At 60.4% G+C, this 26,349-nt stretch carries 29 protein-coding genes and 2 pseudogenes; 13 read left to right on the top strand and 18 right to left on the bottom strand.

Going from position 1 to position 26,349, the window contains the following annotated elements; all coding sequences use genetic code 11:
• Positions 1-55: 55 nt before the first annotated feature.
• The 3 genes and pseudogenes from OEG84_RS05985 to OEG84_RS05975 all read left to right on the top strand — a co-directional run bounded on the left by OEG84_RS05985 (position 56) and on the right by OEG84_RS05975 (position 2,178).
• Positions 56-857, top strand: a pseudogene (locus OEG84_RS05985) (RNA methyltransferase).
• A complete protein-coding gene (murI, locus tag OEG84_RS05980) occupies positions 854-1,651 on the top strand; it encodes a glutamate racemase (protein ID WP_267652873.1) in 798 nt (265 codons plus the stop codon). The pseudogene OEG84_RS05985 and the gene murI overlap by 4 nt, the downstream one beginning before the upstream one ends.
• A gap of 44 nt (positions 1,652-1,695) precedes the next feature.
• Positions 1,696-2,178, top strand: a complete 483-nt coding sequence (locus OEG84_RS05975) for a GNAT family N-acetyltransferase (RefSeq protein WP_267652872.1) — start codon at positions 1,696-1,698, stop codon at positions 2,176-2,178.
• Here OEG84_RS05975 and OEG84_RS05970 read toward each other — a convergent pair.
• Entirely contained in the window at positions 2,163-2,885 is a 723-nt protein-coding gene (locus OEG84_RS05970) for an ArsR/SmtB family transcription factor (RefSeq protein WP_267652871.1), read from the bottom strand. The genes OEG84_RS05975 and OEG84_RS05970 overlap by 16 nt on opposite strands.
• Before the next feature lie 116 nt (positions 2,886-3,001).
• Here OEG84_RS05970 and OEG84_RS05965 point away from each other — a divergent pair, with 116 nt between their 5' ends.
• From OEG84_RS05965 to ttcA, 5 genes are all read left to right on the top strand, one after another.
• A complete protein-coding gene (locus OEG84_RS05965; protein WP_267652870.1) occupies positions 3,002-3,238 on the top strand; it encodes a DUF1127 domain-containing protein in 237 nt (78 codons plus the stop codon).
• A 170-nt stretch (positions 3,239-3,408) separates the two neighbouring features.
• Positions 3,409-4,929, top strand: coding sequence for a helicase HerA domain-containing protein (locus OEG84_RS05960; protein ID WP_267652869.1), 1,521 nt, complete (start codon positions 3,409-3,411; stop codon positions 4,927-4,929).
• Between the two features lie 244 nt (positions 4,930-5,173).
• Positions 5,174-5,791: a 30S ribosomal protein S4 gene (rpsD, locus tag OEG84_RS05955; RefSeq protein ID WP_267652868.1), complete on the top strand. Its 618-nt coding sequence runs from the start codon at positions 5,174-5,176 to the stop codon at positions 5,789-5,791.
• A gap of 97 nt (positions 5,792-5,888) precedes the next feature.
• Positions 5,889-6,818 carry a glutaminase gene (locus OEG84_RS05950; RefSeq protein WP_267652867.1) on the top strand — a complete coding sequence of 310 codons (930 nt, stop codon included), beginning with the start codon at positions 5,889-5,891 and terminating at the stop codon, positions 6,816-6,818.
• Positions 6,819-6,858: 40 nt separating this feature from the next.
• Positions 6,859-7,776, top strand: coding sequence for a tRNA 2-thiocytidine(32) synthetase TtcA (gene ttcA, locus OEG84_RS05945; RefSeq protein WP_425602898.1), 918 nt, complete (start codon positions 6,859-6,861; stop codon positions 7,774-7,776).
• A gap of 205 nt (positions 7,777-7,981) precedes the next feature.
• On the opposite strand, the gene OEG84_RS05940 is transcribed toward ttcA, so the two are convergent.
• The 4 genes from OEG84_RS05940 to grxD form a co-directional block, all read right to left on the bottom strand.
• A complete protein-coding gene (locus OEG84_RS05940; RefSeq protein ID WP_267652865.1) occupies positions 7,982-9,229 on the bottom strand; it encodes a multidrug effflux MFS transporter in 1,248 nt (415 codons plus the stop codon).
• 384 nt (positions 9,230-9,613) lie between these two features.
• On the bottom strand, positions 9,614-10,327 hold the full coding sequence (locus OEG84_RS05935) for a TIGR02453 family protein (RefSeq protein WP_267652864.1): 714 nt from the start codon (positions 10,325-10,327) through the stop codon (positions 9,614-9,616).
• Entirely contained in the window at positions 10,324-10,806 is a 483-nt protein-coding gene (locus OEG84_RS05930) for a YtoQ family protein (RefSeq protein ID WP_267652863.1), read from the bottom strand. The genes OEG84_RS05935 and OEG84_RS05930 overlap by 4 nt, the downstream gene beginning before the upstream one ends.
• A gap of 133 nt (positions 10,807-10,939) precedes the next feature.
• Positions 10,940-11,272 carry a Grx4 family monothiol glutaredoxin gene (gene grxD / locus OEG84_RS05925; protein WP_267652862.1) on the bottom strand — a complete coding sequence of 111 codons (333 nt, stop codon included), beginning with the start codon at positions 11,270-11,272 and terminating at the stop codon, positions 10,940-10,942.
• A 99-nt stretch (positions 11,273-11,371) separates the two neighbouring features.
• On the opposite strand from grxD, the gene OEG84_RS05920 reads away from it, so the two are divergent.
• Positions 11,372-12,220 carry a phosphodiester glycosidase family protein gene (locus OEG84_RS05920; protein ID WP_267652861.1) on the top strand — a complete coding sequence of 283 codons (849 nt, stop codon included), beginning with the start codon at positions 11,372-11,374 and terminating at the stop codon, positions 12,218-12,220.
• 105 nt (positions 12,221-12,325) lie between these two features.
• Here the strand turns inward: OEG84_RS05920 and OEG84_RS05915 are convergent, their stop codons facing one another.
• Complete coding sequence (locus OEG84_RS05915; RefSeq protein ID WP_267652860.1) at positions 12,326-13,171, bottom strand: c-type cytochrome; 846 nt, start codon at positions 13,169-13,171, stop codon at positions 12,326-12,328.
• A gap of 135 nt (positions 13,172-13,306) precedes the next feature.
• Between OEG84_RS05915 and OEG84_RS05910 the strand changes: the two genes are divergently transcribed.
• Positions 13,307-14,329, top strand: coding sequence for a LysR family transcriptional regulator (locus OEG84_RS05910; RefSeq protein ID WP_267652859.1), 1,023 nt, complete (start codon positions 13,307-13,309; stop codon positions 14,327-14,329).
• 76 nt (positions 14,330-14,405) lie between these two features.
• Here OEG84_RS05910 and OEG84_RS05905 read toward each other — a convergent pair whose 3' ends face one another.
• The 4 genes from OEG84_RS05905 to OEG84_RS05890 form a co-directional block, all read right to left on the bottom strand.
• Positions 14,406-14,675: a hypothetical protein gene (locus tag OEG84_RS05905; RefSeq protein WP_267652858.1), complete on the bottom strand. Its 270-nt coding sequence runs from the start codon at positions 14,673-14,675 to the stop codon at positions 14,406-14,408.
• Between the two features lie 36 nt (positions 14,676-14,711).
• Positions 14,712-14,945 (bottom strand): BolA family transcriptional regulator, encoded by a 234-nt coding sequence (locus tag OEG84_RS05900; protein WP_267652857.1) that lies wholly within the window; start codon positions 14,943-14,945, stop codon positions 14,712-14,714.
• A gap of 19 nt (positions 14,946-14,964) precedes the next feature.
• Positions 14,965-17,196: a phosphoribosylformylglycinamidine synthase subunit PurL gene (purL, locus tag OEG84_RS05895; protein WP_267652856.1), complete on the bottom strand. Its 2,232-nt coding sequence runs from the start codon at positions 17,194-17,196 to the stop codon at positions 14,965-14,967.
• 128 nt (positions 17,197-17,324) lie between these two features.
• On the bottom strand, positions 17,325-17,702 hold the full coding sequence (locus OEG84_RS05890) for a hypothetical protein (protein ID WP_267652855.1): 378 nt from the start codon (positions 17,700-17,702) through the stop codon (positions 17,325-17,327).
• 172 nt (positions 17,703-17,874) lie between these two features.
• Between OEG84_RS05890 and OEG84_RS05885 the strand changes: the two genes are divergently transcribed.
• Positions 17,875-19,191 carry a flavin-containing monooxygenase gene (locus OEG84_RS05885; protein ID WP_267652854.1) on the top strand — a complete coding sequence of 439 codons (1,317 nt, stop codon included), beginning with the start codon at positions 17,875-17,877 and terminating at the stop codon, positions 19,189-19,191.
• A 111-nt stretch (positions 19,192-19,302) separates the two neighbouring features.
• Here OEG84_RS05885 and purQ read toward each other — a convergent pair whose 3' ends face one another.
• Genes purQ through purC form a run of 3 tightly spaced genes read right to left on the bottom strand, consistent with a single transcriptional unit; the run spans position 19,303 to position 21,006 of the window.
• The gene (purQ, locus tag OEG84_RS05880) at positions 19,303-19,977 is read right to left on the bottom strand and encodes a phosphoribosylformylglycinamidine synthase subunit PurQ (RefSeq protein ID WP_267652853.1); all 675 of its coding nucleotides are present in this window, start codon (positions 19,975-19,977) and stop codon (positions 19,303-19,305) included.
• Between the two features lie 3 nt (positions 19,978-19,980).
• A complete protein-coding gene (gene purS / locus OEG84_RS05875; RefSeq protein ID WP_267652852.1) occupies positions 19,981-20,223 on the bottom strand; it encodes a phosphoribosylformylglycinamidine synthase subunit PurS in 243 nt (80 codons plus the stop codon).
• 18 nt (positions 20,224-20,241) lie between these two features.
• Positions 20,242-21,006, bottom strand: coding sequence for a phosphoribosylaminoimidazolesuccinocarboxamide synthase (purC, locus tag OEG84_RS05870; protein ID WP_267652851.1), 765 nt, complete (start codon positions 21,004-21,006; stop codon positions 20,242-20,244).
• Positions 21,007-21,234: 228 nt separating this feature from the next.
• Between purC and OEG84_RS05865 the strand changes: the two genes are divergently transcribed.
• Positions 21,235-21,555 carry a DUF1476 domain-containing protein gene (locus tag OEG84_RS05865; RefSeq protein WP_267652850.1) on the top strand — a complete coding sequence of 107 codons (321 nt, stop codon included), beginning with the start codon at positions 21,235-21,237 and terminating at the stop codon, positions 21,553-21,555.
• Between the two features lie 131 nt (positions 21,556-21,686).
• A complete protein-coding gene (locus OEG84_RS05860) occupies positions 21,687-22,448 on the top strand; it encodes an HpcH/HpaI aldolase family protein (RefSeq protein WP_267652849.1) in 762 nt (253 codons plus the stop codon).
• A 33-nt stretch (positions 22,449-22,481) separates the two neighbouring features.
• On the opposite strand, the gene OEG84_RS05855 is transcribed toward OEG84_RS05860, so the two are convergent.
• The 5 genes and pseudogenes from OEG84_RS05855 to OEG84_RS05835 form a co-directional block, all read right to left on the bottom strand.
• Positions 22,482-23,036 (bottom strand): RBBP9/YdeN family alpha/beta hydrolase, encoded by a 555-nt coding sequence (locus OEG84_RS05855; RefSeq protein WP_267652848.1) that lies wholly within the window; start codon positions 23,034-23,036, stop codon positions 22,482-22,484.
• 106 nt (positions 23,037-23,142) lie between these two features.
• Entirely contained in the window at positions 23,143-23,385 is a 243-nt protein-coding gene (locus OEG84_RS05850; RefSeq protein ID WP_267652847.1) for a hypothetical protein, read from the bottom strand.
• A 161-nt stretch (positions 23,386-23,546) separates the two neighbouring features.
• A pseudogene (gene purB / locus OEG84_RS05845) lies at positions 23,547-24,853 on the bottom strand (adenylosuccinate lyase).
• 121 nt (positions 24,854-24,974) lie between these two features.
• Positions 24,975-25,589, bottom strand: a complete 615-nt coding sequence (locus OEG84_RS05840; protein ID WP_267652846.1) for a hypothetical protein — start codon at positions 25,587-25,589, stop codon at positions 24,975-24,977.
• A complete protein-coding gene (locus OEG84_RS05835) occupies positions 25,586-26,317 on the bottom strand; it encodes a DUF2259 domain-containing protein (protein WP_267652845.1) in 732 nt (243 codons plus the stop codon). The genes OEG84_RS05840 and OEG84_RS05835 overlap by 4 nt, the downstream gene beginning before the upstream one ends.
• Positions 26,318-26,349: the final 32 nt, after the last annotated feature.

Below are 26,349 nucleotides of genomic sequence, written 5' to 3'. Positions count from 1 at the left end.
TCAAGTCCGGTGAAGTATGACAGGAAACCGGCACATCAACCACCGGCAAAATCCCATGGCAGGCACCGACAGGCAGCGCGAAAACATCACCGGCGGGCCGGCGATCATACTGATGGAACCGCAACTGGGCGAGAACATCGGCATGGTGGCGCGCGCCATGGCCAATTTCGGGCTCTCCAACTTGCAGAATCGTCAACCCGCGCGATGGCTGGCCCAATGACAAGGCTGTCAGCGCGGCCGCGCATGCCGACCATGTGATCGACGGGGCTGTGGTGTTTGAGACGCTTGAGGCCGCGTTGGCAGACCTGAACTTGGTCTATGCGACGACGGCACGACCACGCGACGGGCACAAGCCGGTGCGGGGGCCGGTGGAGGCGGGCGAGATCTTGCGTGGACGCGAGAATGCAGGCGAAAAGACCGGGATCCTGTTCGGGCGCGAACGCATCGGCCTGCGCAATTGGGAGGTTGGTCTCGCCGACGAGATCGTCACCTTTCCGGTCAACCCAGCCTATGCCTCGCTCAATATCGCCCAAGCGGTGTTGCTGATGTCCTATGAATGGATGAAGTCGGGGCTTTCCAGTCCGCTCGAGACGGCGTTCGACAAGCCCGAAGTGGAGCCGGCACCAAAATCTGATCTGCACGGATTGTTTGCCCAGATCGAGGAAGGGCTTGATGCACGCGGCTATTTCCGCTCCGAGACCAAACGGATGAAGGCGGTCGACAATTTACGCGCGGTGCTGACTAGGCCGGGGTTTTCGACCGACGAAATCAACGTGCTGCGTGGTCTTTTTGCCTCATTTGACAAGTTTAGTCGCTCCGGCCAGCGCAGGGCTGGCGGGGTGGGAGACGACGAATGAGTGACGGTCCGGTTCTGGTGTTTGACAGCGGCATTGGCGGGCTCAGCGTGCTGCGCGAGGCGCGGGTGCTGATGCCGGGGCGGCGATTCGTCTACGTTGCCGACGACGCCGGTTTTCCCTATGGCCGCTGGGAAGAGGCGGCGCTTAACGACCGTATTGTCGCGCTGTTTGCCGATCTGATCGAGCGGCACAAGCCGGCGCTGGCGCTGATTGCCTGCAATACTGCCTCGACCATCGTCATGCCGGCGCTGCGCAAGGCCTATCCGGACCTGCCTTTCGTCGGCACGGTTCCAGCGGTCAAGCCTGCCGCTGAGCGCACCCGCTCAGGCCTTGTCTCGGTGCTGGCAACGCCGGGCACGGTCAAACGACAATACACCCGGGACCTGATCCGCGATTATGCCGACAAGGTTCATGTGCGGCTGGTGGGATCGGAAAACCTCGCCACTCTGGCCGAAACCTACATGCGTAGCGGATTTGTCGATGAAGCAGCGGTGGCAGCGGAAATCGCGCCGTGTTTTGTCAACCATGAAGGCCGCCAGACCGATATTGTGGTGCTGGCCTGCACGCATTTTCCTTTTCTGGTCAACCGCATGCGCAAGATGGCGCCCTGGCCGGTGGACTGGATCGATCCAGCCGAGGCGATCGCACGACGCGCGCTGGCAATTGTTGAGACTTTGCCCGGCGGAGAGGCACTGCCCGATGCCCGCGACAGCGTTGTTTTCACCTCGGGCAATCCGGATTACAGCGCGCGGCGGCTGATGCACGGCTTTGGTTTGAACCAGGACAAGCGATAGGATTTTTTGCCGTGCCCGGACCAACGTCGCCCATTTCTGCGTCCTTGATCATCCGTCAGGCCCAGACGGGCGATGTCCGTGAATTGGTGGAATTGCTCAATCAGGTTATTGACGCTGGTGGTACGACGGCAATCGAGGAGCCGCTGACAGAAGCTGAATTCAAGCACTGGTTCCTGTCGGGACCGGACTGCGTTGGCTGCCACGTTGCGGTGATGCCGGATCTTTCTATTGCCGGCTTTCAAGCGCTGGAGAAATGCAGCCGCTTGCCGGATGGCTGGATAGATGTTGCGACATTCACTCGCAGGCCTCGGGTTCCTGGCGTCGGATCCGCGCTGTTTCCGGTGACGCGCGATTATGCCCGCAATGCAGGGTTCACGATGATCAACGCCACCATCCGCGCCGACAATGCAGGCGGGATGGCCTATTATGCCAAACTCGGATTTATCGATTACAGCGTTGTGACCGGCGTTGCCTTAAGCGATGGAACTCGGGTGAATCGCGTATCCAGGCGTTATGCGTTGCGTTGAATCATCAATACCTCAACCGGTATTCCGAATAATTCTTGAAACCCGCGTTCGCCATCACGGGTGATCGTCAGTATCCGGGTATCCTTGACTGGACGCACCCAGTGACGTCTTAGCGACTGCGCCAGAAGCTGCGCACCAAGCCTGCCACCCAGATGCATGCGTCGCTCGCTCCAGTCCAGGCATGTGCGACACAAAGGTCGGGCGGATCCGGGCTTCGGATCAAGATCAATTCCGAAACCGCAAAAGAACTGTCGACCTTCATCGGTTATCAGGCCAGCGCGGTCTTCGATCACGATTAGGCCGCGCGCAACAAGCGATTCGGTCAGCGCCACGGCGAGGCGGCCGGCCATGTGATCGTAGCAGGTGCGGGCCTGGCGCATCGCCTGATCTTTCGGACCTGTCGGCTGGTGATGCTTCGGGCCGACGGCGGCGAGATCGGACAGGCCTTCAAACGCCACGGCAACGGAGGCCGAAGCGAGCCGGTAGTAGCGATGGCGCCCCTGTTCTTCGACGCTGACAAGCGCACCGTCGATCAGCTTGGCGAGATGACCGCTGGTGGTGGGCGCGCTGACACCGGCGGCACGTGCAAGCTCGCCCGCCGTCAATGCCTTGCCGCTCATCAGCGCCGTCAGGATGTTTGTCCGGGCGACGTCGCCGATCAATGCGGCGACCGCGGAAATGGTGATGGCAGTTGCCTGATTGTTCATGGGCAGAGTTTAACGCAGGCATGCGTCAGCGTCATCTCCAAACGCTTCGGCCGCGGACGAAGTGTCAGGCCGATGATCAAGGCTAGAACGCAGCTCCGGTAAACAGGAGTACGGCCATGAACGGCAAGACAGGTTTTCATATCGGATATGCAATTGGCGGGGCCGATTTGCGGATGACGCGGTTGACCGCCAGAGCTTGCCGCGCAGCGGGATCGGCCTGGTGCGCGGTGGCCAACTGGTTTGAACGGCGACGCCAGCGCCGTCATCTGGGTGAACTTGAAGAGCACATGCTGCGCGACATTGGCGTCACCCGCGCGCAAGCCCGAGAGCAGGCACGGCGCTGGCTGCGCTGATGGCAGCTGGTTTCCCCGATGTTCCACTGGCAGGGGGCGGGTGGCACCGAATTTCTGTGAATTTTCCAGATCACTGCGGGCGCAGCTGCGAATATCTGGTAGGGGATGCGGTGGCCGATTGTTTCGGGAATCGGTTTGTCGTGCGTGGAAATTTACGGGGTAAAGCAAAGGTGCAGGTCGGAATTGACATGGGGACCCTGAGCGGCGGACAGCCGGCCAGGCTCGATATCGAGGAGTTGCTGGCGACCCGTCTTCTGGTGCAGGGCAATTCCGGTTCCGGCAAGTCACATCTGCTTCGACGGCTCCTGGAGCAGTCTGCGCAATGGGTACAGCAGGTGATCATCGATCCCGAGGGCGATTTCGTCACCCTGTCGGAAAAATACGGACATCTGGTGGTCGATGGCGAGCGCAGCGAGGCGGAACTCGTAGGTATCGCCAGCCGCATCAGGCGGCACCGGGTCTCCTGCGTGCTGTCGCTCGACGAGCTAGAAGTAGAGCAGCAGATGCGCGCCGCCGCGGTGTTTCTCAATGCCATGTTCGATGCTGACCATGAATTCTGGTATCCGGTGCTGGTGGTGGTCGACGAGGCGCAGATGTTTGCACCCGCAGTCGGCGGGGACGTTTCCGAAGACGCGCGAAAAATGTCGCTCGGCGCCATGACCAATCTGATGTGCCGCGGCCGCAAGCGTGGTCTGGCTGGCGTTATCGCCACGCAGCGACTGGCGAAACTCGCCAAGAACGTGGCGGCGGAAGCCTCGAATTTCCTGATGGGCCGTACCTTTCTCGACATCGACATGGCGCGGGCCGCCGATCTGTTGGGCATGGACCGGCGTCAGGCCGAAATGTTCCGGGATCTCCAGCGTGGCAATTTCGTCGGTCTCGGGCCCGCGCTGTCACGGCGGCCGTTGCCGATCTCAATCGGCGAGGTGGAAACCCAAGCTCGCTCATCGAGCCCTAAGCTGATGCCGATGCCGGAAGTGGTCGAAGATGTCGAAGATCTGATCTTCACCCCCGACCTGGAGGAACTTACCCAAGTGGGCCCCCGGCGCACGCGTCCGACGCCGCGACCGACAACTGATATTCTGGCTGAACTGTCACGCGCCACGCCGCTCACCGATGCGCCGCTGGCCAAACCCGCCAATGCGCCGGAAGCGCCGGCGATGGCAGAAGAGGAGCGCGCAGAGCGGCTCGCCAATGTGCTCGGTGAGATTCTTGCTGATCCACAATCGGGCTACCGCACCGATGCAGCGCTCTATCAGGATTTCCTGGTACGGGCGCGGATGGCACGGGTCGCCGGGCCGCCGATGCCGCTGGGTGAATTCCGCCGCCGGGTTGCCATCTCCCGCTCCGGTGTGGACGCCGAGACTGCGGCGACCGAGGCCTGGGCCACGGCGCTGTCGCTCTCGGGCAATGTCTCTGAGGATCTGCAGGGCGTGTTCCTGATGCTCGCCAATGCCGCGATCAAGGGGGAGGCCTGCCCGTCGGACGCGCGCATTGCCCGCGCTTACGGAACCCACTCGGCACGGCGGGCGCGACGGCTCCTGGGCTATTTTGAAGAGCAGGGGCTGCTCATTGTTCATGCGGATTTTTCCGGCAAACGCATCGTCGGCATTCCCGACCTGCAAGCCGAAACCGCACCGGGGGCTGCCGATGCACCCGAACCCGCAGAAGGCGCGGAGGCGGCGGAGTGAGTTCTGTAGGCTTGCATCTGTGTTGCAGGGCTATCGCCAGCGTTGACAGCCTGCGCCGGATGGCCTAGAGACCCGGCAGCGCGGGAGAGTTTTTTTCCGCGTTTTCTTACGTGTCCCGTGGATGGTTTGTCACAAAGCGTGCGTGAACCATCCTGTCAGGTCTTCAATATGGGGGCCAGAGGAGGGCGCGTTTCCTTCAGCCAGTTTGAGTGCAAACTGGTGCAACCGTTTGAAAGGAAATGCGATGAGCAAGCGCGAATCGTCAAAATACAAACTAGATCGCCGTATGGGCGAGAACATCTGGGGTCGTCCGAAGTCCCCGGTCAACCGTCGCGAATATGGCCCCGGCCAGCACGGTCAGCGCCGCAAGAGCAAGCTTTCCGACTTCGGCGTGCAGCTGCGCGCCAAGCAGAAGCTGAAGGGCTACTACGGCGACGTTTCGGAAAAGCAGTTCCGCAAGATTTACGACGAAGCCAACCGGATGAAGGGCGATACGCCTGAAAACCTGATCGGCCTGCTGGAGCAGCGTCTCGACGCCGTCGTCTACCGCGCCAAGTTCGTGCCGACGATTTTTGCCGCACGCCAGTTCGTCAACCACGGCCACATCACGGTCAACGGTACCCGGGTCAACATCGGTTCCTACCGTTGCAAGCCGGGCGATGTCATTGCGGTCAAGGAAAAGTCCAAGCAGCTCGCCATCGTGCTCGAATCGGCACAGCTGGCCGAGCGCGACGTGCCGGAATACATTGAAGTCGATCATCACAAGATGTCGGCCACCTTTGTCCGCGTACCGACGCTGGCCGACGTTCCTTACGCCGTAGTGATGGAACCGAACCTGGTCGTCGAATTCTATTCACGCTGATCCCTGTTTCAGGATCACGTCAGATCGAGGCCGCCTTTCGGGGCGGCCTTTTTGTATCTGCGCCAATCATCGCTGTTGATGCGCCGGGAGACAGGGCATGACCGACTTGCAAGAGGTTCTCGACGAGATAGCCCAGGAGATGGCCTGTTCGGCGGACCGGGGGACGGTGGCCCAATATATTCCAGAACTCGCCAAGGTTGACCCCGAGCAATTCGGCATCGCCGTAGCACTGCCTGACGGACGCGTGCTGTCTGCAGGTGACGCAGGTACCGGGTTCTCCATTCAGAGCGTGTCGAAAGTGTTCACGCTGGCGCTGGCGCTGGGCAAACTCGGCGACGCGGTCTGGAGCAGTGTCGGGCGCGAGCCGTCTGGCAATCCGTTCAATTCGATCGTGCAACTCGAGCAGGAAAAAGGCCGGCCGCGCAATCCCTTCATCAATGCCGGCGCCATTGCGGTGGTCGATCTGATCATGGCCGGCCATGAGCCGAAAGAAGCGATCGGCGAGATCATCCAGTTCATCCGCCATCTGGCTGATGATGATTCGATCCTGATTGACGAGCATGTGGCGCGCTCGGAGACGGCGCATGGTGACCGCAACGCGTCGCTGGCACATTTCATGCGCGCCTTCGGCAATATCGATCATCCGGTTGATCATGTTCTGGGCGTCTATTTCCATCAATGCGCCATCGTCATGAATTGCCAGCAACTGGCGCGCGCGGGCCTGTTTCTGGCAAATCAGGGCCGTGATCCGGTGACGGGCGCGCAAGTTGTCTCGCCGCAGCGGGCGCGACGAATCAATGCCATCATGCTGATGTGCGGGCATTACGACGGATCGGGCGAATTCGCCTTTCGCGTCGGCCTGCCCGGCAAGAGCGGCGTCGGTGGTGGCATCCTGGCGATCGCCCCGGGAAAGGCCTCGATCGCCGCCTGGTCGCCCGGCCTTGATCATGTCGGCAATTCCAAACTTGGCAGTGCAGCGCTTGAACAACTGGCCAAGCGGATGGGCTGGTCAGTATTCGGGGCTTGACGGGGCCACGCAAAGCCATCATCCCCACCATATGAGCGACATGACCATGAATGCCGAGGCCCCTGAGGCCATAGCTGATCTCGCGGCAGCCCCTGCAGAGGGGCTGGGGACGGGTGGACCGTCAATGTTTGCCGGCGCGCCGTCGAGCGTGTCGCACAACAAGCTGCGCAAGCGGCTGATCCGCAATGTCCGGCAGGCGATCGAGGATTTTGCCATGGTGGCCCCGCCGCCGGAAGCTGGTGCTGACAATCCGCGCTGGCTGGTGGCGCTGTCGGGCGGCAAGGATTCCTACGGGCTGTTGGCGCTGCTGATGGATCTGAAGTGGCGTGGCATGCTGCCGGTCGACCTGATTGCCTGCAATCTTGATCAGGGGCAGCCTAACTTTCCCAAGCACATCCTGCCCGATTATCTCACCACCCATGGGGTGCCGCACCGGATCGAGTACCGCGACACCTATTCGGTGGTGACGGATAAGATCAAGACGGGGGCGACCTATTGCTCGCTGTGCTCGCGGTTGCGGCGCGGTCATCTCTACCGGATTGCCCGCGAGGAGGGCTGTGAGGCGCTGGTGCTGGGTCATCACCGCGACGATATTCTGGAGACATTCTTTCTCAACTTCTTCCATGGCGGACGGTTGGCTGCGATGCCACCGAAGCTGATCAATGACGAGGGCGACGTGATGGTGCTCAGGCCGCTGGCCTATTGCGCCGAAGAGGATCTGACGCGGTTTTCAGAAGCGATGAAGTTTCCGATTATCCCCTGTGATCTGTGCGGATCGCAGGACGGGCTGCAGCGCAACGCCATGAAGGAGATGATCTCCGAGATCGAAAGGCGGATGCCGGGGCGCAAGGATTCAATGATCCGGGCGCTCGCCAATACCCGGCCCTCGCATTTGCTCGACCGCTCGCTGTTTGATTTTGCGGCGCTGGCGTTGGATCCCAAAAAGACCCCGAAATAGCGAAATTAGCCTCTGCCGATCTGGATGGACTGGTGCTGATGCTGGTCAGTGTGGCGGCATGCGAAATCATGCAGTGGGTGAGCAATCTCGCTAGAGGCAATCGGGCAGAAGAAATAGCCAGACCGCAGCAATGCGCTGCGCCAGGCCACTTTGTGCGGCGAGGGCGCATTAAGCGGCCTGAGCTGGTCCGGTTTCCGGTTTGGAACTAGTTCTGTTCTCCGACGCCGAACAGCCGACCCTTTTCGGCGATTACAACCATCAGCAAAGATATTGCCGAGACCAGCACATAGCCCACTGCCAGCGGCAGCACGCTGCCATCATAGGCTTGGCCAATCAGCGCGCCGACCACGCCGCCGCCGACGGTTTGAGCGAAGCCGAGGATCGAGGATGCGGTGCCGGCAATCGCGCCGAGCGGCTCCATGGCGATCGAATTGAAGTTGGAACCGACAAAACCGAACAGCGGCATCATCAGCATGGAAATTCCGAAGAACAGCCAGAATGGAATCGGACCCCATGCTGCCAGACCGGCCAGCACGATGGCCAGAGCAAAATAGCCGCAGAGCGCACCGTGCGACAGCCGCCTCTGGCCGAACCGGCCAACCAGTTTGGCATTGACAAAAGAAGAGCCGGCCATGACGACGGCGACGGCGGCAAAGGCTATCGGGAAGTAGGCGCCCAGGCCGTAGAGGTCGACATAGATCGGCTGGGCGACGTTGAGAAAGCCGAACAGAGACCCGAAATAGAAGGCGGTTGCCAGCGTGTAAAACAGCGAAACGCGGTTGGTCAGCACTGTGGTAAATGCCTGCACCACGCTCTTCAACGTCAACGGCCGGCGATTTTCGTCGCTCAGCGTCTCGGGCAGGCGCAGCATCGACCATCCGCAGATCAACAGCGAAACTACTGCCATGAACACGAAGATCAAGTGCCAATCGCCGCCAAGAATGATCACCTGGCCGATCATCGGCGCGAACACCGGTACGACCATGAAGACCATCATCACCATCGACATGGTGGAAGCCATGGCGCGGCCGGAATGGGTGTCGCGAACCACCGAAATTGCGATGACTCGGGTGGCGGCGGCGCCGATTCCCTGTAGCAGCCGCGCCAGCAGCAGGAACTCGAAGTTGGGCGCCATCGCCCCGGCAATGGCGCAGACGGCATAAAGCCCAATACCGATAAACAATGGCATGCGACGGCCATACCGATCTGAAATCGGACCAAAGAACAATTGTGCGCCGCCAAATCCGATGATGTAGGATAGCAGCACGAACTGTATCCGATTGGCGTCTTCGACGCCCAATCCCGAAGCGATGTTGGGGAATGCCGGCAACATAATATCGATCGCCAGCGCATTGAGCGCCATCAGCGAAGCGATGATGGCGATGAATTGCACACGGCCGATGCCGCCAATGGTTGTGGACTGGGCCGCTGTGGGCGCCGCTTTTCCGTGCATCGACATATCCATCCTTTGGGAACAGCTTGCGCAAGCGCTGCTGTTCGTTACGGCAGGTAACCCCGATACACTTAATTTCTGGAACGTGATGCCTGGTCCGGGGTGTATGAGGGATCAGGGGGCTGGGCCAACTGGCCAAAAGCCGAAGCCACTCATAACCGCACTATGCTGATCCGGCAAGCCGCTGAAATTGCGTTATTGGCGGTGAACGATTCTATCGCGGGCGGAGCACGGCGATCTCGCCGTGGCCGGTTTTGATACCGACGCGGATCGGGGTGCTGCGGGACTGATGCTGTTCGAACCGGATCGGTTCGCGCCTGGCTTTGCACTGCAGCAAATGCCTGCAGGTTCGGCATTGCGACCCGAATCCAGGCAAATAACCGGCTACTGGAGCTTTTCGTCGCGGGCGGCGCGAACCGGATCGATCACCCGCCAGCCGAAATTGAGAAACGGCAGGGCGGCGCGGGCCAGTTCGAGCAGGTCGTTGAGCAGTGCGGTGCCGCAGAGACGGTCTTCAGCGAAACGATGTGACAAGGTCAGATGTCTCAGGCGAAGCAACTGCAGCAGGGCCGGGTCGGTGATGTGTTCGAAACCGCGCGGCGTTCGCTTGAGACTGTTTTGATTGTCGAATTCATAGCCGAGATCGGTCAGCGGTTTTATGGCCGCGTCAAACTGATCCTTGCGGGCGACGATTGCTTCGCGGAAAGCCCGCAACTCGTCCGATTCCATATTGTAGAACCCGGCAGACAGGAAGCATTCGTCCGGCGAGACATGGAAATAGAGCAGTCCCTGATCTTTCTTGGTGCCGGAGCGGGTGATCACCGCGCTGACATGGGTGTTGTAGGGATGCTTCTCCTTGGTGAAGCGGACATCGCGGTTGATGCGAAAGGTCGAGGTTTTGCGGGAACAGGTGAGCGGAATTTCCTCTGCCGCTAGTCGGGCGGCGAGGTCATCGATCAGGCGACCGCGCGGTTCGTTGAGATGTTGTTCAAACAGGTCTCGATTTTCGTGAAACCAGGCGCGGTCCTGATGGAACCCGAGCGCCTTCAGGAACGGCAGCGCCTTGTCGCCGAAACCATTGTAAGGCGCGTCGCTCATTGGGCCGGATCGGCCGTATCGGTGTAGCCGGGCAGAGCGTCGTCAATCACATAACGCAGGATCGAGACAACCTGGTCTGGTGTCCTGGCCACGGCCAGCGCTGCGGCATCGACTTCCTTGAGCGCGTGGGCGTGCTCGTCCTGATGAAGGATGATCAGCGGCTTGCCAAGGGCGGCTGCGTAGCCGGCGTCGAAGGCGGCGTTCCACTGCTTGTATTTCTCGCCGAAACGGACAACCACGATATCGGCCTTGCCGATTAGTGTGCGGGTGCGAATGGCATTGATTTGCGCGCCCTTGTGGTCATGCCAGAACTTGTCGGGTTCTTCGCCTAGGATTGCGACACCGACATCGTCGGACGCTTCGTGGTGGGTGACCGGGGCGCTGAAGCTGGCCGGCAATCCGGCTTCAGTTGCGCCAGCCATGATCTGCTCGCGCCAGTCGCTGTGGATTTCTCCTGAGAGATAGATGTTCCAGGTCATGATTGTCTCCGTTTCGCAGTCGGCACGCTCACGTGCTTGCCAAAGCTACAGGATTTTTCGCATTTGAAATGAAAAGAGGCGGAAAATCCGCCTCTTGAAACTCAATGACTTGTCGATGCCTTGGCAAGATACCTCAGGCAGCCTTGACCGGCACACCCTTTTCGGTGAGGTGCTGCTGCAACTCGCTCGATTGGAACATCTCACGAATGATGTCGCAACCGCCGACAAACTCGCCCTTGACGTAGAGCTGCGGGATGGTCGGCCAATTGGAATATTCCTTGATGCCGTTGCGCAGAGCGTCGTCGGCCAGCACGTTGACGCCCTTGTAGGCAACGCCGAGATAGTCGAGGATCTGCACCACCTGGCCTGAAAAGCCGCACTGCGGAAATTGCGGGGTGCCCTTCATGAACACCACCACGTCATTGGTCTTGACTTCGTTGTCGATGAATTCATTGATGCCGGACATTGTCGGATCCTTTCGCGGAGAGCGCCAGAAGGCTTCGTTACCTCTCAAATAATGCACAGCGGATGACAAGACAAGCTGGCGCTCACTATAAGTGAAGACATGATGACGCGGCGCACCGGTTTTCTCGCAATTGTGATCGTCGCCGGTGCCTGTATGGCCGCGGCGATCTGGCTTGGTGCCGTGAGGAACAAGGCCATCCCCGGGGCTATATCCGGGGCAGGCGGCGACGCACCGCAGGAGGCGATAATGGAGCATCCGGATCGGCCTGGCCTTTGCCAGGAGATCGTGTTCGAGGGCGCGGGGGCGATTGTCTGCAGTGTCGACCCCGCCAGACAAGAGATTGTGCTCAGCTATCGCGACGAGGACGGCAAGCCCTACGGCTCGGTTGCACGGGCGGCGCAGCAACTGGCGGCAAAAGGCGGGCTGGTGCTGGCGATGAATGCCGGCATGTACCATTCAGACTTGACGCCGGTGGGACTTTACGTGGAAGACGGTATCGAAATAGCGCCGCTGGAGACCGGCGACGATTTCGGCAATTTCTACCTCAAGCCCAACGGCGTGTTCTTCATCGGCGATGACGGGCGTGCCGGAATTCTGGAAACCGAAGCCTACAATGCGGCGGGGCTGAAGCCTGCGTTTGCCACCCAGTCGGGCCCGATGTTGCTGATCAAGGGGGCGGTGCATCCACGGTTTCTGCCCGATGGCACCACGCGCTATATTCGCAACGGTGTGGGTGTCCGCGCTGATGGCACGGTGGTGCTGGTCATTACCCGCGATCCGCTAAGCCTTGGCTCGTTCGCGCGGTTGTTTGCCGATGCGGCGAATTGTCCTGACGCGCTGTTCTTTGATGGTGGTGTGTCGAGCCTTGCCTGGGGCAGCCAGATGGAGATCGATTCGGGCGATCCGGCGGGTCCGGTGTTGGATGTGTTTGAAAAACCACGCGATTGAATTTCAATCCCTGCCGGGCAAATGCCTTGTTTTTCCTGGATGCGGGCGGCGCCACAGTGCCGCCCGCTTCTGTCTATCAGGAATGCGGGTACTATCCCGGATGTCTCAGTGCGAGACAGGACGTCCATCCTGGGGATTTGTTTGAAGCCAGGCATGAATGCTGGTGATCTCGGACGCGTCGAAATTCGAAAAATCGGAGCGGGCGACTTCGCTCATGAGGCCTAATTCGCGGCTGCCGAGGCCAATGCCTGTGCGCAGCAGCTGCGTGAAGTCGGCAAGCGAATAGGCCTGGCTGACGACGGCCAGCGGCGGCACCACCTTGCCTTCAACTTCTGCCTCTGTCTGCAAATGGTGGCAATGGCTGCAGGTATTTGCGACCAGGTATCGGCCAGTGTCGGCGGGGCGGTGGGCCAGTTCAGGTAAATTTGCAGGCGTGTGGTCGGCCTCGAACGGTAGATGGTCGAGCGCCAGGGCGATGCGGCCGAGCGGGCCGAAGCTGGAGGCCGCGGGCTGGGCATCGGGTGCCTGGGGCAGGGTGCGCAACCAGGTAATGATGTTGGCAACATCGTCGTCGGCAAGATGCGCGAATGTCGAAGATGGCATTACCAGTGCGGCTGTGCCGTCCTTCTTGACGCCATGGCGGATCAGCCGTTCGAGTTCGCCATCGGAATAGGTCGGTGCAATGCGCGAGATGTTGGGCGCAACAAGCGTGCCGACCAGCGGCGCCGTAAACAGCACATTGCCGGCGCTGCGATGACAACCGACGCACATGAAGCTTCGGCCACGGCGGCTGGCCTCTTCGATCGGCAGGCCGGAATCGGCATGGAAATCGGTAACGGCGATATCATAGGTTTTGCCGAGCCGGTATTCGGACCCGACAAATACCGCCACGGCGCCGAACACGACAATGGAAAGAGTAATCACAGCAATCTTGCGGAAAAGCTTTTTCATCGGAATTCGCCTGAATGGGAGGGGCAGGGTCGGTTCGTCCAATCCCGCATCGGTGGCGAGCCAATAGCAGCGGTTGCATTTCTGCTTCAAACACCATTCTTGCCAGCCGGTTCGGCAAAATTGCATAATGGATAGATGAGCGACTGGAACGACATTCGGTATGTGCTGGAGGTGTGGCGGACGGGATCGACAATGGCCGCCTCGCGAAAGCTCGGTGTAAGCCAAAGCACGGTGATGCGGCGGATCGCGGCGCTGGAGACGGAGCTGGCGATCGAGCTATTCGACAAACGCCGCACCGGCTATGCCGCGACCGGGGCGCTGACGGCGCTGTTACCGCGGATGGAGGCCACGGAGGCTGCCCATCTCGCGTTCGAGCATGACGCCGAGGCGATCGGCCGGGATGTTTCCGGTACCGTCACGCTGACAGCGGCGGAGTTGGTCTGCTCGGTTTTTCTCAACAGGGCGATCGCCGAACTGCGGCGCACGCATCCGGCGATCCGTATCGAGTTGCTGGCCTCCGGGCAGATGCTCGATCTGGCCGCGGGCGAAGCGGATATCGCCATTCGCGCAGGCCCGCGGCCGGCGGGCAACGGGCTGTTCGGCAGAAGCCTGGCAGAGGAAACCTGGGGCTTTTATTGCAGCAGCTTCTATGCCCGCGAGCACGGTGTGCCAGGCTCGGTCGCCGATCTTGCTGACCACGCGTTGCTGGCGCCGAAGGAGAAGAGCTTTCCGGCGCCGATCGCCGACTGGTTCCGCCAGCATGTGCCCGACCGCGCCATCGTGGCCCGTCACAGCGGATTGACGCCTGTCTATTACGGAGTCAAGTCCGGCGTAGGGGTGTCGGTGCTGTCGGATTTCCTTGCAGCGGGCGACACCGACCTCGTCTGTTGCTTCGTGCCGCCGGAGTTCAGCCGCACGGAAATCTGGCTGCTGACCCATGAGCGGCATCGCCAGACTGCGCGGATCCGCGTGGTGATGCGGTTTCTCGGCGCCTATTTTGACAGATTGCGGTCGCTGGCGATTGCTGAAAGTGCGGGGCCTGGTGCTGGTGGCGAAAGTGCGGTTGTCGATGTAGCGAAACTGCCGCCGGATTCCACCCGCGCGGATCCAGAAATCAATGGCGGCACGGGCCGTGATACCCAAACTTGGCGCGAATGAACGACTGCTGGGAGCCCGGTTCAAGCGTTCTTTCCGGGCACAAAAGTCGATTCATTCAATGCGTTAGAGAAGTCTCTTAGCGTGATTTGCGCGCAGTCGACTTGCGCCGCGTGGTGCGTCTTTTGGTGCGGGTACGGGCCGGTTTCTTGCCGGTGAGCGCTTCGATCATCACTTTCTCGAGGGTTGAGGTGGTGGTCGAGCGCCTGCGCCGCGTGGTGGTCTTGCGGCTTCTGGTCTTGCGACGGGTCGTTTTGCGGCGACGCTTGCGGGTAACGGCACCCTTGGCCATTCCGTCAACCACGCCTTCGATGACGTCGCCGATCAGGTCCTCGAAAAACCCCGGCATGTTTTCAGGCCCGGATCAAAGGGACGGCGAGCCTGATCAATCGGGCACGCTGGTCTGCAGCGCCAGAGCGTGCAGCACGCCGCCCATGTTGCCCTGCAGCGCCTGATAGACCATCTGGTGCTGTATCACCCGGCTTTTGCCGCGAAAGCTCTCGGACACCACTTCGGCGGCATAATGGTCGCCATCGCCGGCGAGATCGCGAATGGTGACCTGCGCGTCTGGAATTCCGGCCTTGATGAGTTTTTCGATGTCACCAGCATTCATTGCCATTGGGAGGCTCCTGATTGGGCTATTCGGCTGCCATTGCGACGGGGGCATCCATGAATGCAGGGAACCATGATTCATGGGTGGTGCGCAATGCGGATACCGGGATGGAAATAAGTTCATCGATTTTCAGGCTGGCGCCTGAAACCGTGCCGAGTTTGCGGAAGGGGACGCCGGCGCCCTCGGCGCTGGCCATCACGTAGCCTGCCATATCGGCGGGCACGGTAATCACATAGCGTGCCTGGTCCTCGCCAAACAGCAGTGCATGGGAAGGACCCTGGCTGCCTGAAAGATCGATGTCCATGCCGAGGTCGGAGGCCATCGCCATTTCCGCCAACGCCAGGGCCAGGCCGCCCGAGGAAATATCGTGGCAGGAACTGATCAGCGAGTTGCGAATTGCCGAGCGGACGAAGTCGCCGTTGCGGCGTTCTTCCATCAGGTCGACCGGCGGCGGTGCGCCCTCGGCGCGTCCAAGGCAGTCGCGCATCCAGGCGGTCTGGCCGAGATGGCTGCCATCACTGCCGATCAGGATCACGGCATCGCCGGAGGTTGCGCCGCCGATCCGCGCCATGTTGGCCCAGTCGGGGATCAGCCCGACGCCGCCGATGGTCGGTGTCGGCAAAATTCCCTCGCCATTGGTTTCGTTGTAGAGCGAGACATTGCCCGAGACGATGGGGAAATCGAGCGCCAAACAGGCCTCGCCGATGCCCTGTATCGCCATTACCAGTTGCCCCATGATTTCGGGGCGCTCGGGATTGCCAAAATTGAGGTTGTCGGTGGAAGCCAGCGGCTCGGCGCCGGTGGCGGTCAGATTGCGCCAGCATTCGGCAACGGCCTGCTTGCCACCCTCGAAAGGATCAGCCTCGACATAGCGCGGCGTGACGTCGGATGAAAATGCCAGCGCCTTGGTGTCGTGGCCTTCAACCCGGACCACGCCAGCATCACCACCAGGAATCTGCAGGGAATTGCCCTGAATCAGCGTGTCGTATTGCTCCCAGACCCAGCGGCGGGAGGAATTGTTGGGCGAGCCGAGCAGATCAAGCAGGGCTTGGCCATAATCCTCAGGCTCCTCGACATCGGTTGCGGCGAGCGGCGACAGGCTTCCGATCTCACGCCATTCCCGGTCATATTCGGGGGCTTCGTCGCCGAGTTCCTTGATTGGCAGATTGGCGACTTCCTCGCCCTGATGCAGAATTCTGAACCGCAGATCGTCGGTGGTGTGGCCGACAATGGCGAAGTCGAGGCCCCATTTGACAAAGATCGCCTTGGCTTCAGCTTCCTTCTCGGGTTCCAGTACCATGAGCATCCGCTCCTGGCTTTCCGACAGCATCATTTCATAGGCGCTCATGTTTTCTTCGCGCACCGGCACCTTGTCGAGGTCAAGTTCGACGCCGAGGCCTCCCTTGGCGCCCATTTCGACCGCTGAGCAGGTGAGGCCGGCAGCACCCATGTCCTGAATGGCAATGACGGCGCCGGTTTGCATCAGCTCAAGACAGGCCTCGAGCAGGCATTTTTCGGTGAACGGGTCGCCGACCTGGACGGTAGGACGCTTTTCCTCGATCGATTCGTCAAACTCGGCCGAGGCCATGGTGGCGCCGCCGACGCCGTCGCGGCCGGTCTTGGCGCCGAGATAGACCACCGGCAGGCCGACGCCCTTGGCTTCGGAGAGGAAGATCGCGTCGGTCTTGGCAATACCGGCGGCAAAGGCGTTGACCAGGCAATTGCCGTTGTAGCGGGCATCGAATTCGACTTCGCCGCCGACAGTGGGTACGCCGAAGGAATTGCCATAGCCGCCGACGCCGGCAACGACGCCGGAAACCAGATGACGGGTCTTGGCGTGCTCAGGGTCGCCAAACCGGAGTGCGTTCATGGCTGCGATCGGGCGCGCGCCCATGGTGAAGACATCACGCAGGATACCGCCAACGCCGGTGGCTGCCCCCTGGTAGGGCTCGATGTAGGAGGGGTGGTTGTGGCTCTCCATCTTGAAGACCACGCAGTCGCCATCGCCGATATCAACCACGCCGGCGTTCTCACCGGGGCCCTGCAGCACGCGCGGACCGGTGGTCGGCAGCGTCTTGAGCCACTTCTTCGATGATTTGTAGGAGCAGTGCTCGTTCCACATCGCTGAGAAGATGCCGAGTTCGGTGAATGTCGGTTCGCGGCCGATCAGATCCAGTATCCGCTGATATTCATCGGGCTTGAGCCCGTGGGCGGCGATCAATTCGTCGGTAATGGGGATCGTGTTGGGGATGGTCATGGTGGGGACTGCCCTTCTGGTCCTGCGCGTATCGCCCGCATATAGCGCACTGACGCCCACGATGGCAGCTTGAATTTCAACAGAATGCCGATTAATGCCGCAATTCTGTGGATCGAGCAGCCGCTGCGCTAGCAGCCGACTGCGCCTGAGGCCCAACGCGAGATGTCGCCATTGATGCGGCTGGCGAGCGGTGTGGTCGAGAGCGGGCCATAAAACTGGGCATTGCTGGCAGGGGCGACGATAACGGCTTTGGGCAGGGATTGCGGCTTGCCGCGCGGAATCACCAGCAGCCGCGGCGTGCTGGTGGTGTCGAGTTCCGGGATGATGCCGTAATCGGCAAAATCACTGTCTTTGAGCCAACAGGCATGGGCTTGCGTGTTGATCCGCTGCAATGTCGACACGGACGCTGCGTGGCCATCGAGGCCGGCACCCGGGCCGGGTGAGGGGCTGCATGCCGAGACAGCAAGGCCTGAAGCCAGAACAAGCATCGAACAGATTGGTTTCATCAAGGTCTCCGAGCGCTGGCAGCCGCGATATTCAGGCTTGGTGATGCAATAGCACGATTCCTGTTTCAGCGAGGGCTTTACGCAGGCACTGCGAGTTGCGCAGAGAGCGGACGTTGTGGCGGGTATCCCTTGCTGTTATGAGATCAGCCGCCTTGATTGCATCAATAGGTGAGTGAGCGGTTTGACGAATGTGGATCATGTTCGGGTGTGTGTCATCGGCGCCGGTCCTGCCGGGCTTGCGACGATCAAAAACCTTGCCGAGGCAGGTATCGACGACATTCTTTGCCACGAGGCCCAGGATTCGACCGGCGGCATCTGGGCTTATTCCGACGACGCGGAACGTCCGAGCGTTTATCAAACGGCGCATACGATCACGTCGAAGCGGCTATCGCAATTTCCCGACTTTCCAATGCCGGACGACTATCCGGATTACCCGTCCAACCGGCAGATCCTTGCCTATATGCGCGCCTATGAGACGCATTTCGGGTTAACACGCTACATCCGCTTCAAGTCCAAGGTCGCCGATGTCGCTGCCCGCAAAGGCGGCGGGTGGACGATTTCCTATGAAGATTCCTCGGGAAAGCATGCGCATACTGCCGATTATCTAATCGTCAGTTCCGGCCACCACCGGGAGCCATCATGGCCTGAACTGCCGGGGGATTTTTCAGGCGCGCAGTTGCATTCGGCGCACTACAAGAATTCGGAGAGCTTTGCCGGAAAACGGGTGCTTGTGGTCGGTGGTGGCAATTCGGCCTGTGATATTGCAGGCGAGATCTCGCGTGTTGCTGATCATGTCAGTTTGAGCATCCGAAGCCCGCAAGTCATTTTTCCGAAGATTGTCGGCGGTCGGCCGGTGGATGTGCAATTGGCCAAGCTTCAGAAACCACGGTTGCGGTGGGCGCGGGATTTCATACTCAAGGCATTCATGTGGTTAGCTGTCGGTCCCTATCAGCGATATGGACTGCAGCAGCCGAATTTCCCGATTCTGAGCCGCCATCCGACGCTCAATACCGCCATTCTTGATCATATTCGCCATGGCCGGGTGATGGCACGGCCGGGCATCCGTTCATCCTCGAACACGAATGTGACTTTCGTCGATGGCTCAGATGGAGATTATGACGTCATCATCTGGGCGACCGGGTTCAAACTCAGCGTTCCCTATCTCAACGAGATTTGCGGTAATTGGCCGGACAGCATCCGGCTGCCGCTTTATCTGAAGATGATGCTGGCTGATGTTTCCGATGTTTTCTTCATCGGCTTGATCCAGCCGATCGGATGCATCTGGGTAATTGCGGACCTGCAGGCCAAAGTTGCTGCAGCCGCTATTTCCGGGGCCTGGCAACGCCCGGATGACATCGCCGCCCGGATTGAACGGGAGGCACACCGCGACGCCAAGCGCTACAAGGCGAGCCCGCGGCATGCCGTTCAGGTGGATGGGCGAGAATACAGCGCTGAACTTGAAAATATCCTGCGCTCAGCTCGGCGGTAGCCAAGGTTTGGATTGGGCGGTGTCAGCGCCGCTGAACGCATTTTGCCAAAACACGTAATCAGAACGTCCCAGCGATCCCATTTCAAAATCGCCGGACACCACGTCCAAGTCTTACGCGTCGACCAAACCCAGTGCGCTTTCAAACAGCGCCCGGCCATCGGTGCCGCCATGGGCAGCGGTGATCAGGTTTTCCGGATGCGGCATCAGCCCAAGCACGTTACCGGCCTTGTTGACGATGCCGGCGATATCATTGACCGAGCCGTTGGGGTTGGTGCCATTGGCATAGCGTAACACGACCTGACCGTTAGCCTCGATCAGATCGAGGGTGGCGGCATCGGCAAAATAATTGCCGTCGTGATGGGCCACCGGGCAACGGATGATCTGGCCTTGCGCATAGGCCGAAGTAAAGACCGTCTTGTTGTTGGCAATCTCGAGCTCGACTTCGCGACAGACGAATTTGAGCGAAGAATTGCGCATCAGCGCGCCGGGCAGCATGCCGCTTTCGACCAGGATCTGGAAGCCGTTGCAGACGCCAATGACACGGGTACCGTTTTCGGCCTTCTCTCGCACCGCCTTCATCACCGGCATGCGCGCGGCAATTGCGCCACAGCGCAGGTAATCGCCGTAGGAAAAACCGCCGGGGATGACAATCAGCTCGATGTCGTCGGGAATCGAGGTTTCTGTCTGCCAGATAGTCAGCGGCGGCTCACCGGCGATATCGGTCAGCGCGGCGATCATGTCGCGATCCCTGTTGAGACCAGGCAGGAGAATAACGGCAGCTTTCATGGCTTATTCGACCTCGACCGCAAAATCCTCGATCACTGTGTTGGCGAGCAGCTTTTCGCCCATCGCCTTGAGTTCGGCCTCGGCCTGTGCGCGGTCGGCGGTCTCAAGTACCACATCGAACACCTTGCCCTGACGGACCTGGCCGACGCCCGAGAACCCTAGACCGCCGAGCGCGTGTTCGATGGCCTTTCCTTGCGGATCGAGAACCCCGTTCTTGAGGGTCACGGTTACGCGTGCCTTGATCATATGGTGAGCTCCAGGGGCTTACTTGACCAGAACCGGCCCGGAGGGGCGGGTTGGCTCGTTCTCGTTCATGATGCCGAGGCGGCGGGCGACTTCCTGATAGGCTTCGACGAGATTGCCGAGATCGCGACGGAAGACGTCCTTGTCGAACTTCTCGTTGGTGTTGACGTCCCACAAGCGGCAGGAATCCGGCGAGATCTCGTCGGCGACGACGATGCGCATCATGTCGCCTTCAAACAGCCGACCGCATTCGATCTTGAAATCGACCAGTTGGATGCCGACACCCAAAAACAGGCCGGTGAGAAAATCGTTGACGCGGATGGCAAGCGCCATGATGTCGTCGATTTCCTGCGGGCTGGCCCAGCCGAATGCCGTGACGTGCTCTTCGGAGACCATCGGGTCGTCGAGCGCATCAGCCTTATAGTAGAATTCGATGATAGAGCGCGGCAGCACCGTGCCTTCTTCAATGCCCAGCCGTTTGGCCAGCGAGCCGGCAGCAATATTGCGGACCACCACTTCCAGCGGGATGATCTCGACTTCCTTGATCAACTGCTCGCGCATGTTGATGCGCTTGATGAAGTGGGTCGGAATGCCGATCCGGTTCAGATGCGTGAATATGTACTCGGAGATCCGATTGTTGAGCACGCCCTTGCCGTCGATCACATCATGCTTCTTCTTGTTGAACGCGGTAGCGTCATCCTTGAAGAACTGGATCAGGGTGCCAGGCTCGGGACCTTCATACAAGATCTTGGCCTTGCCTTCGTAGATTCGGCGACGACGATTCATCGGGGGGATCTCTGTCAAAATGCGCCGGCTGAAGCCGCGACGCTTCGGCATGATGTTGGAATTGAGCCGTGCTTAGCTGATTGTCCGCGGTTTCACAATGTTGTTGTCAGCCGTGTCCCCGGAATTGCGTGACGGCGGGGCGTGTATGCATTGCACTTTCGCCATTCTTTTGTTTTATGGGCCAAAGCCCCATATGGGGAGAGTTGAACCATCTTCGGGAGCTAACCCATGAACGATATGAAAGACCGCGAGAACGCCTTTGAGAACAAGTTCGCGCATGACGCTGAACTCAAGTTCAAGGCGGAAGCGCGCCGCAACAAGTTGCTGGGGCTTTGGGCTGCCGAATTGCTCGGCAAATCCGGAGACGAGGCTGAAGCCTACGCGAAAACCGTAATTCTGGCAGATTTCGAGGAAGCCGGCGAAGAAGACGTGTTTCGCAAGCTGCGTGGCGACTTCGACGCTGCCGGTGTCGAACAGTCCGATCATCAGATTCGGCGCCAGATGAATGAGCTGATGGCAATTGCCGTCGAGCAGATCCAGAGCAGCTGAATTCGTCACACTCGGTTCATTGGGTGATTCTTGATCAGAACCGCTCGCGGCTTGCTGCGGGCGGTTTTTTGATGGAATAAATTGTCCGGGGCGCGTTAGGGCGCGAAAACGTGACGGGGAAGGAATTTTTCATGCACCTGAAAGAAAGTCTGGAGCGCGACGAATTGCTGCTCACCGCCTGGTCGACTTCGGCGTCGGCGGAGATGGCGGGAGCGCTTGCAGACTGCCCGTTTGACGCGGTGACTGTCGACATGCAGCACGGCGCCCATGACGAGGCGAGCGCCTTTGCTTCGGGCCGGTCCATCCTTCAGGCCTCTAAACCGGCGTTGTTGCGCATTCCTGTCGGGCGCAACGATCTGGCCAGCCGCGCGCTCGACATGGGGTTCGAGGCCGTCATCGCGCCAATGATCAATTCGGTGGCTGAGGCAGAGGCCTTTGCGCGGGCGATGAAATATCCGCCGCTCGGCGAGCGCTCCTGGGGACCGATGCGGGCGCTTGCGCTGCATTCGGAGCACACGGCCGAGAGCTATTTTCGCTCGGCCAACCGTGAGACGCTGGCGATTGCGATGATCGAAACCCGGCAGGCCCATGCCGCGCTTGATGACATTCTGGCGCTTGCCGGAATTGATGGCGTGTTCGTCGGCCCGTCCGATCTGTCGATTTCCTGGTCGGGTGGCGAGGGTGTCGACCCGAATCGGGAAGACATGCAGGAGGTTCTGGCCGATATTGCCAAGCGGACGCGAAAGGCGGGCAAGTTCGCGGCGATTTTCGCGGTCGATCCGGCGGCTGCGCCGCGATTTGCGAAGATGGGCTACCACATTGCAGCCCTCAATACCGATCCGGGCACTATCCACGCAGGGGCTGCGGTGATGCTGGACAAGGCGCGGCGCTGAATTTCAAGGAAGTACCGCTGATTTCCGGGTGCATCAGACCTTCAAACGGGCGAGAAAGTGGGCAAACACCATGGTCCCCTCTGGCCACGGTCCGTGGCCCGACTGGGCGTTGATATGGCCGGCTTCGCCAGCGTCGACCAGCATCGCCCCCCAGGCATTGGCGATGTCGCTGGCATGCTCGAAGGAACCGAAGGAATCGTTCTGGCTCGCCACGACGATCGACGGAAACGGTAGCGGATCGCGCGGGTAGGGACCGAAGGTCATCAGATGCTTCGGGCGAATGTTCGGGTTGACGACATCGGGCGGTGCCACCAGAAAGGCACCGGCGATCGGCTTGTTGCATTGCGGCAGCGCCTGCACCGCAGTGGCGACACCAAGCGAGTGGGCGATGATGACGACCGGCTTTTCCGCCTGGTTGACGCATTCGGCAAACCGCGCGGTCCAGTCTTCGCGCACCGGCTTGGCCCAGGCGTCCTGTTCAACCCGCCGCGCGCTCGAAAGCCGCGACTGCCAGCGCGACTGCCAATGGTCGGGGCCCGAATTGGTGTATCCGGGAACAATCAGGATATCTGCTTGAGCAACTTTCATTCAGCCGAGGTGGCCGAGGTGGCGTCAAAAGTCAACGGGGATGCGGTTTCTGGTCGGGCATATTTCCAGGCGTGCCGGTCGGCTGCAGGGGTGATGGTTATCCCCGTCAGAAGTCATTTTGTGTGCCGCTGGCGACTCCGATCTGACTCGACGGGGTGATGACGAACGGGGCGCCACCATTGCTCAACCGGTCTTGGCCAAACAGCGACAGGCCGGCCAGAATGATAATGACGACTGCGGTGGCAACCCACAGTGAGGCGCCGGTTTCGCCGGTGTCGTTGCGCGGTTCGTAGCCGTGTTCGCCGCGGTTCTGGCGGTCACGGGCGCCCAAGGGCGGTGTGTCCTGCATGATTCTCTCCATAACCCGATTCCATGAAGGGGTAATTGAGAGCCATTTTGGACAAGAACAGCGGCGAGATGGCGGCGACAGATTGACCAGATGAAGGCGAGGGGCGTCGTGACATCAGGCTTTGTTACCGGCTGTCACGAAGCTTCCCTCAAATGGCGCCTTCAGCTCTCGCCAAACACCCGCGCAAAGATCGTGTCGACGTGCTTGGTGTGATAGCCGAGATCGAATTTCTCGCGGATCTGTTCCTCGCCCAGAACCTTGACCACTTCCTCATCGGCGAGCAATTCCTCAAGGAAATCCTTACCTTGCTCCCAAACCTTCATGGCGTTTCGCTGAACCAGACGATAGCTGTCCTCGCGGCTGACGCCGGCCTGGGTGAGCGCCAGCAACACCCGCTGGGAATGGACAAGGCCACGGAACCGGTTGAGGTTCTTTTCCATGTTCTCAGGGTAGACCAGCAGCTTTTCAACAACGGTGGCGAGCCGGGCAAGCGCAAAATCAAGCGTAATGGTGGCGTCCGGGCCGATCATCCGCTCGACCGAGGAATGCGAGATATCCCGCTCGTGCCACAGCGCCACATTTTCCATCGCCGGCATCGCGTAAGCGCGCACCATGCGGGCAAGGCCGGTGAGGTTTTCAGTCAGCACCGGGTTGCGCTTGTGCGGCATTGCCGACGAGCCCTTCTGGCCGGGTGAGAAATATTCTTCTGCTTCTAGCACCTCGGTGCGCTGCAGGTGACGGACTTCAACCGCCAGGCGCTCGACCGATGAGGCAACCACGCCGAGTGTGGCGAAGAACATGGCATGGCGGTCGCGCGGGATCACTTGCGTCGAAACCGGTTCGGGCTTGAGGCCAAGTGCGGCGGCGACATGTTCCTCGACGCGCGGGTCGATGTTGGCAAACGTGCCGACTGCGCCGGAAATGGCACAGGTGGCGATTTCCTCGCGGGCGGCAACCAGGCGGGCGCGGCAGCGGGCAAATTCTGCATGGGCATAGGCCAGCTTGACGCCGAAAGTGGTCGGCTCGGCATGAATGGCGTGACTGCGGCCGATGGTGATGGTGTCCTTGTGCTCGAACGCACGGGTCTTGAGCGCTGCGAGCAGGCGGTCGACCCCGGCGATCAGCAGATCGGCGGCGCGGGTCAGTTGCACATTGAGGCAGGTGTCGAGCACATCGGATGAAGTCATGCCTTGGTGGATGAAACGCGAATCCTCACCGACGAATTCGGCAAGATGGGTGAGGAAGGCGATCACATCGTGCTTGGTGACTTGTTCGATCTCGTCGATGCGGTCGACGCTGAATTCAGCCGCCCCCCGCGTTCCCAGATAGTCTTGGCCGCGGATTTCGGGATAACGCCGATTTCGGCCAGCGCGTCGCAGGCATGGGCCTCGATCTCGAACCAGATCCGGAACCGGGTTTCGGGGGACCAGATTGCGACCATTTCCGGACGGGAGTAGCGAGGGATCATTGGGGAAGCCCTGAGTTTGTTGCGATGAGATTGATACGATGTGGCGGGTCTAGACCATTCCGTCAGGGAATCAAATGTCTGGGCGGGGTTGAACGGGGGACAATGCCCAAATTGTGCGGTTTTACCTGCTCCGTGGCCGATTCAGGACGGGCGTTCTGCTCCGCGTGGGGCGGAGTGTCCAATTCCGGCCGCGTGCCAGCAACCAGGCGGCTGCGAGCAGGAACACCAATCCGAGCGGCAGATAGAGCCGCAGTCCCAGCACCGCGAACTGGTAAAACGCTGAGGCGGTCGTGAAAGCGAGCTGTATCAGCCACAATTTGGTAAACGGCTCGCCATGCCACTGGGCGTAAAAGTTTCGGTAGATGATTGCGTAGATGATTGCTGTGATGATGATGGTGGACAGCGACAGGCAGAGAACGGCGGCCGCAAAAGCGGCTTCACGGGCCTTTCGAAAGGCGATGACGCGGAATGCCGCCAGGCTGAACGGCCAGGCTAGAGCGCCGGCGCAAAACAGCAGCGCCGTCAGGCTCCAGTAATGCGAAGTCTGGGCGCCGGTCGACAGCCACATGGAGGCCTGCGCCGAAATCGCCATTGCTGCGCCCCAGGCGATGGCGCCGAGCACGGCTTCACGCCAGCCAATGCGCGCCGCGCCCAACCGGTCGCGCAGGTTGGAATTGTCATTGGCGGGCTTTGGCGCGGGCGCCCGCCGCTTGCGCTTCTTGATGGGCGTGTTCATTCAAAGCGTCGTGTGACTGCGATCCAGCGGCCATTTTCGCCTTCGAAACCGAAGGAGCGGACCAGCACCAGTACGGCGTGGGTCCAGATTCCGTCGGCATAATGGGTTATCGCCCCGCCGAGCCGGTAGCCTGTAGGGCAATTGCGGCTGTTGGGCACCGAAGTGTCCTCATGCAGCACAATCGATGCGGGCTCACCGTTGGCCTCGGTCATTTTCAGCCGGAAGCCGAGCGATGTTTCGGTGATTGACGCGCAGGATGCCGTTGGCGGTAGTTGCTTCTCGATCAGCTGTGCGGTGTAGGCCCCGAAAGGCTGTGGCAGCATCGACATCGGCAGATAGCGCAGCTGGTCGGTTGAACCATTCAGATCGGAAAGAGGGTTGAATGCGGCGATCACGCCGGGATTGGCGGAAAAATTGTATTGCTGCTCAAGGGCGCTGGATTGCGTGGGGGCTTCAGTTCGCGCATCGGCCACGGTTGCGGCCTCGTCCTCGACGACAACGCGAACGGTCGAGCCGGGCAGGAACGAATCATCGGCAGTGTTGATGAAAAACCGGTTGGCGAAGGCAAAGCCGGAGCCATCCTGAACGCCGAATTCCTCAAATGCGAAAACACCGCCGTCGGCGGAAAAGCCGAGCGGGCGGAACTCGGAGAATTCGCCGGCGTGGGCCGGGATGCCAGTCAGCATCAACGCCAACAAGGCGAAAACTGCGCGGCGAAGGAGAGGCATGGCGGGTCCCTTTGTTGTCAATCAGACCGGGT

The organism is Hoeflea algicola (genome assembly GCF_026619415.1).
GTDB classification, from domain to species: domain Bacteria; phylum Pseudomonadota; class Alphaproteobacteria; order Rhizobiales; family Rhizobiaceae; genus Hoeflea; species Hoeflea algicola.
This window is presented reverse-complemented; position numbering and strand designations above follow the sequence as displayed.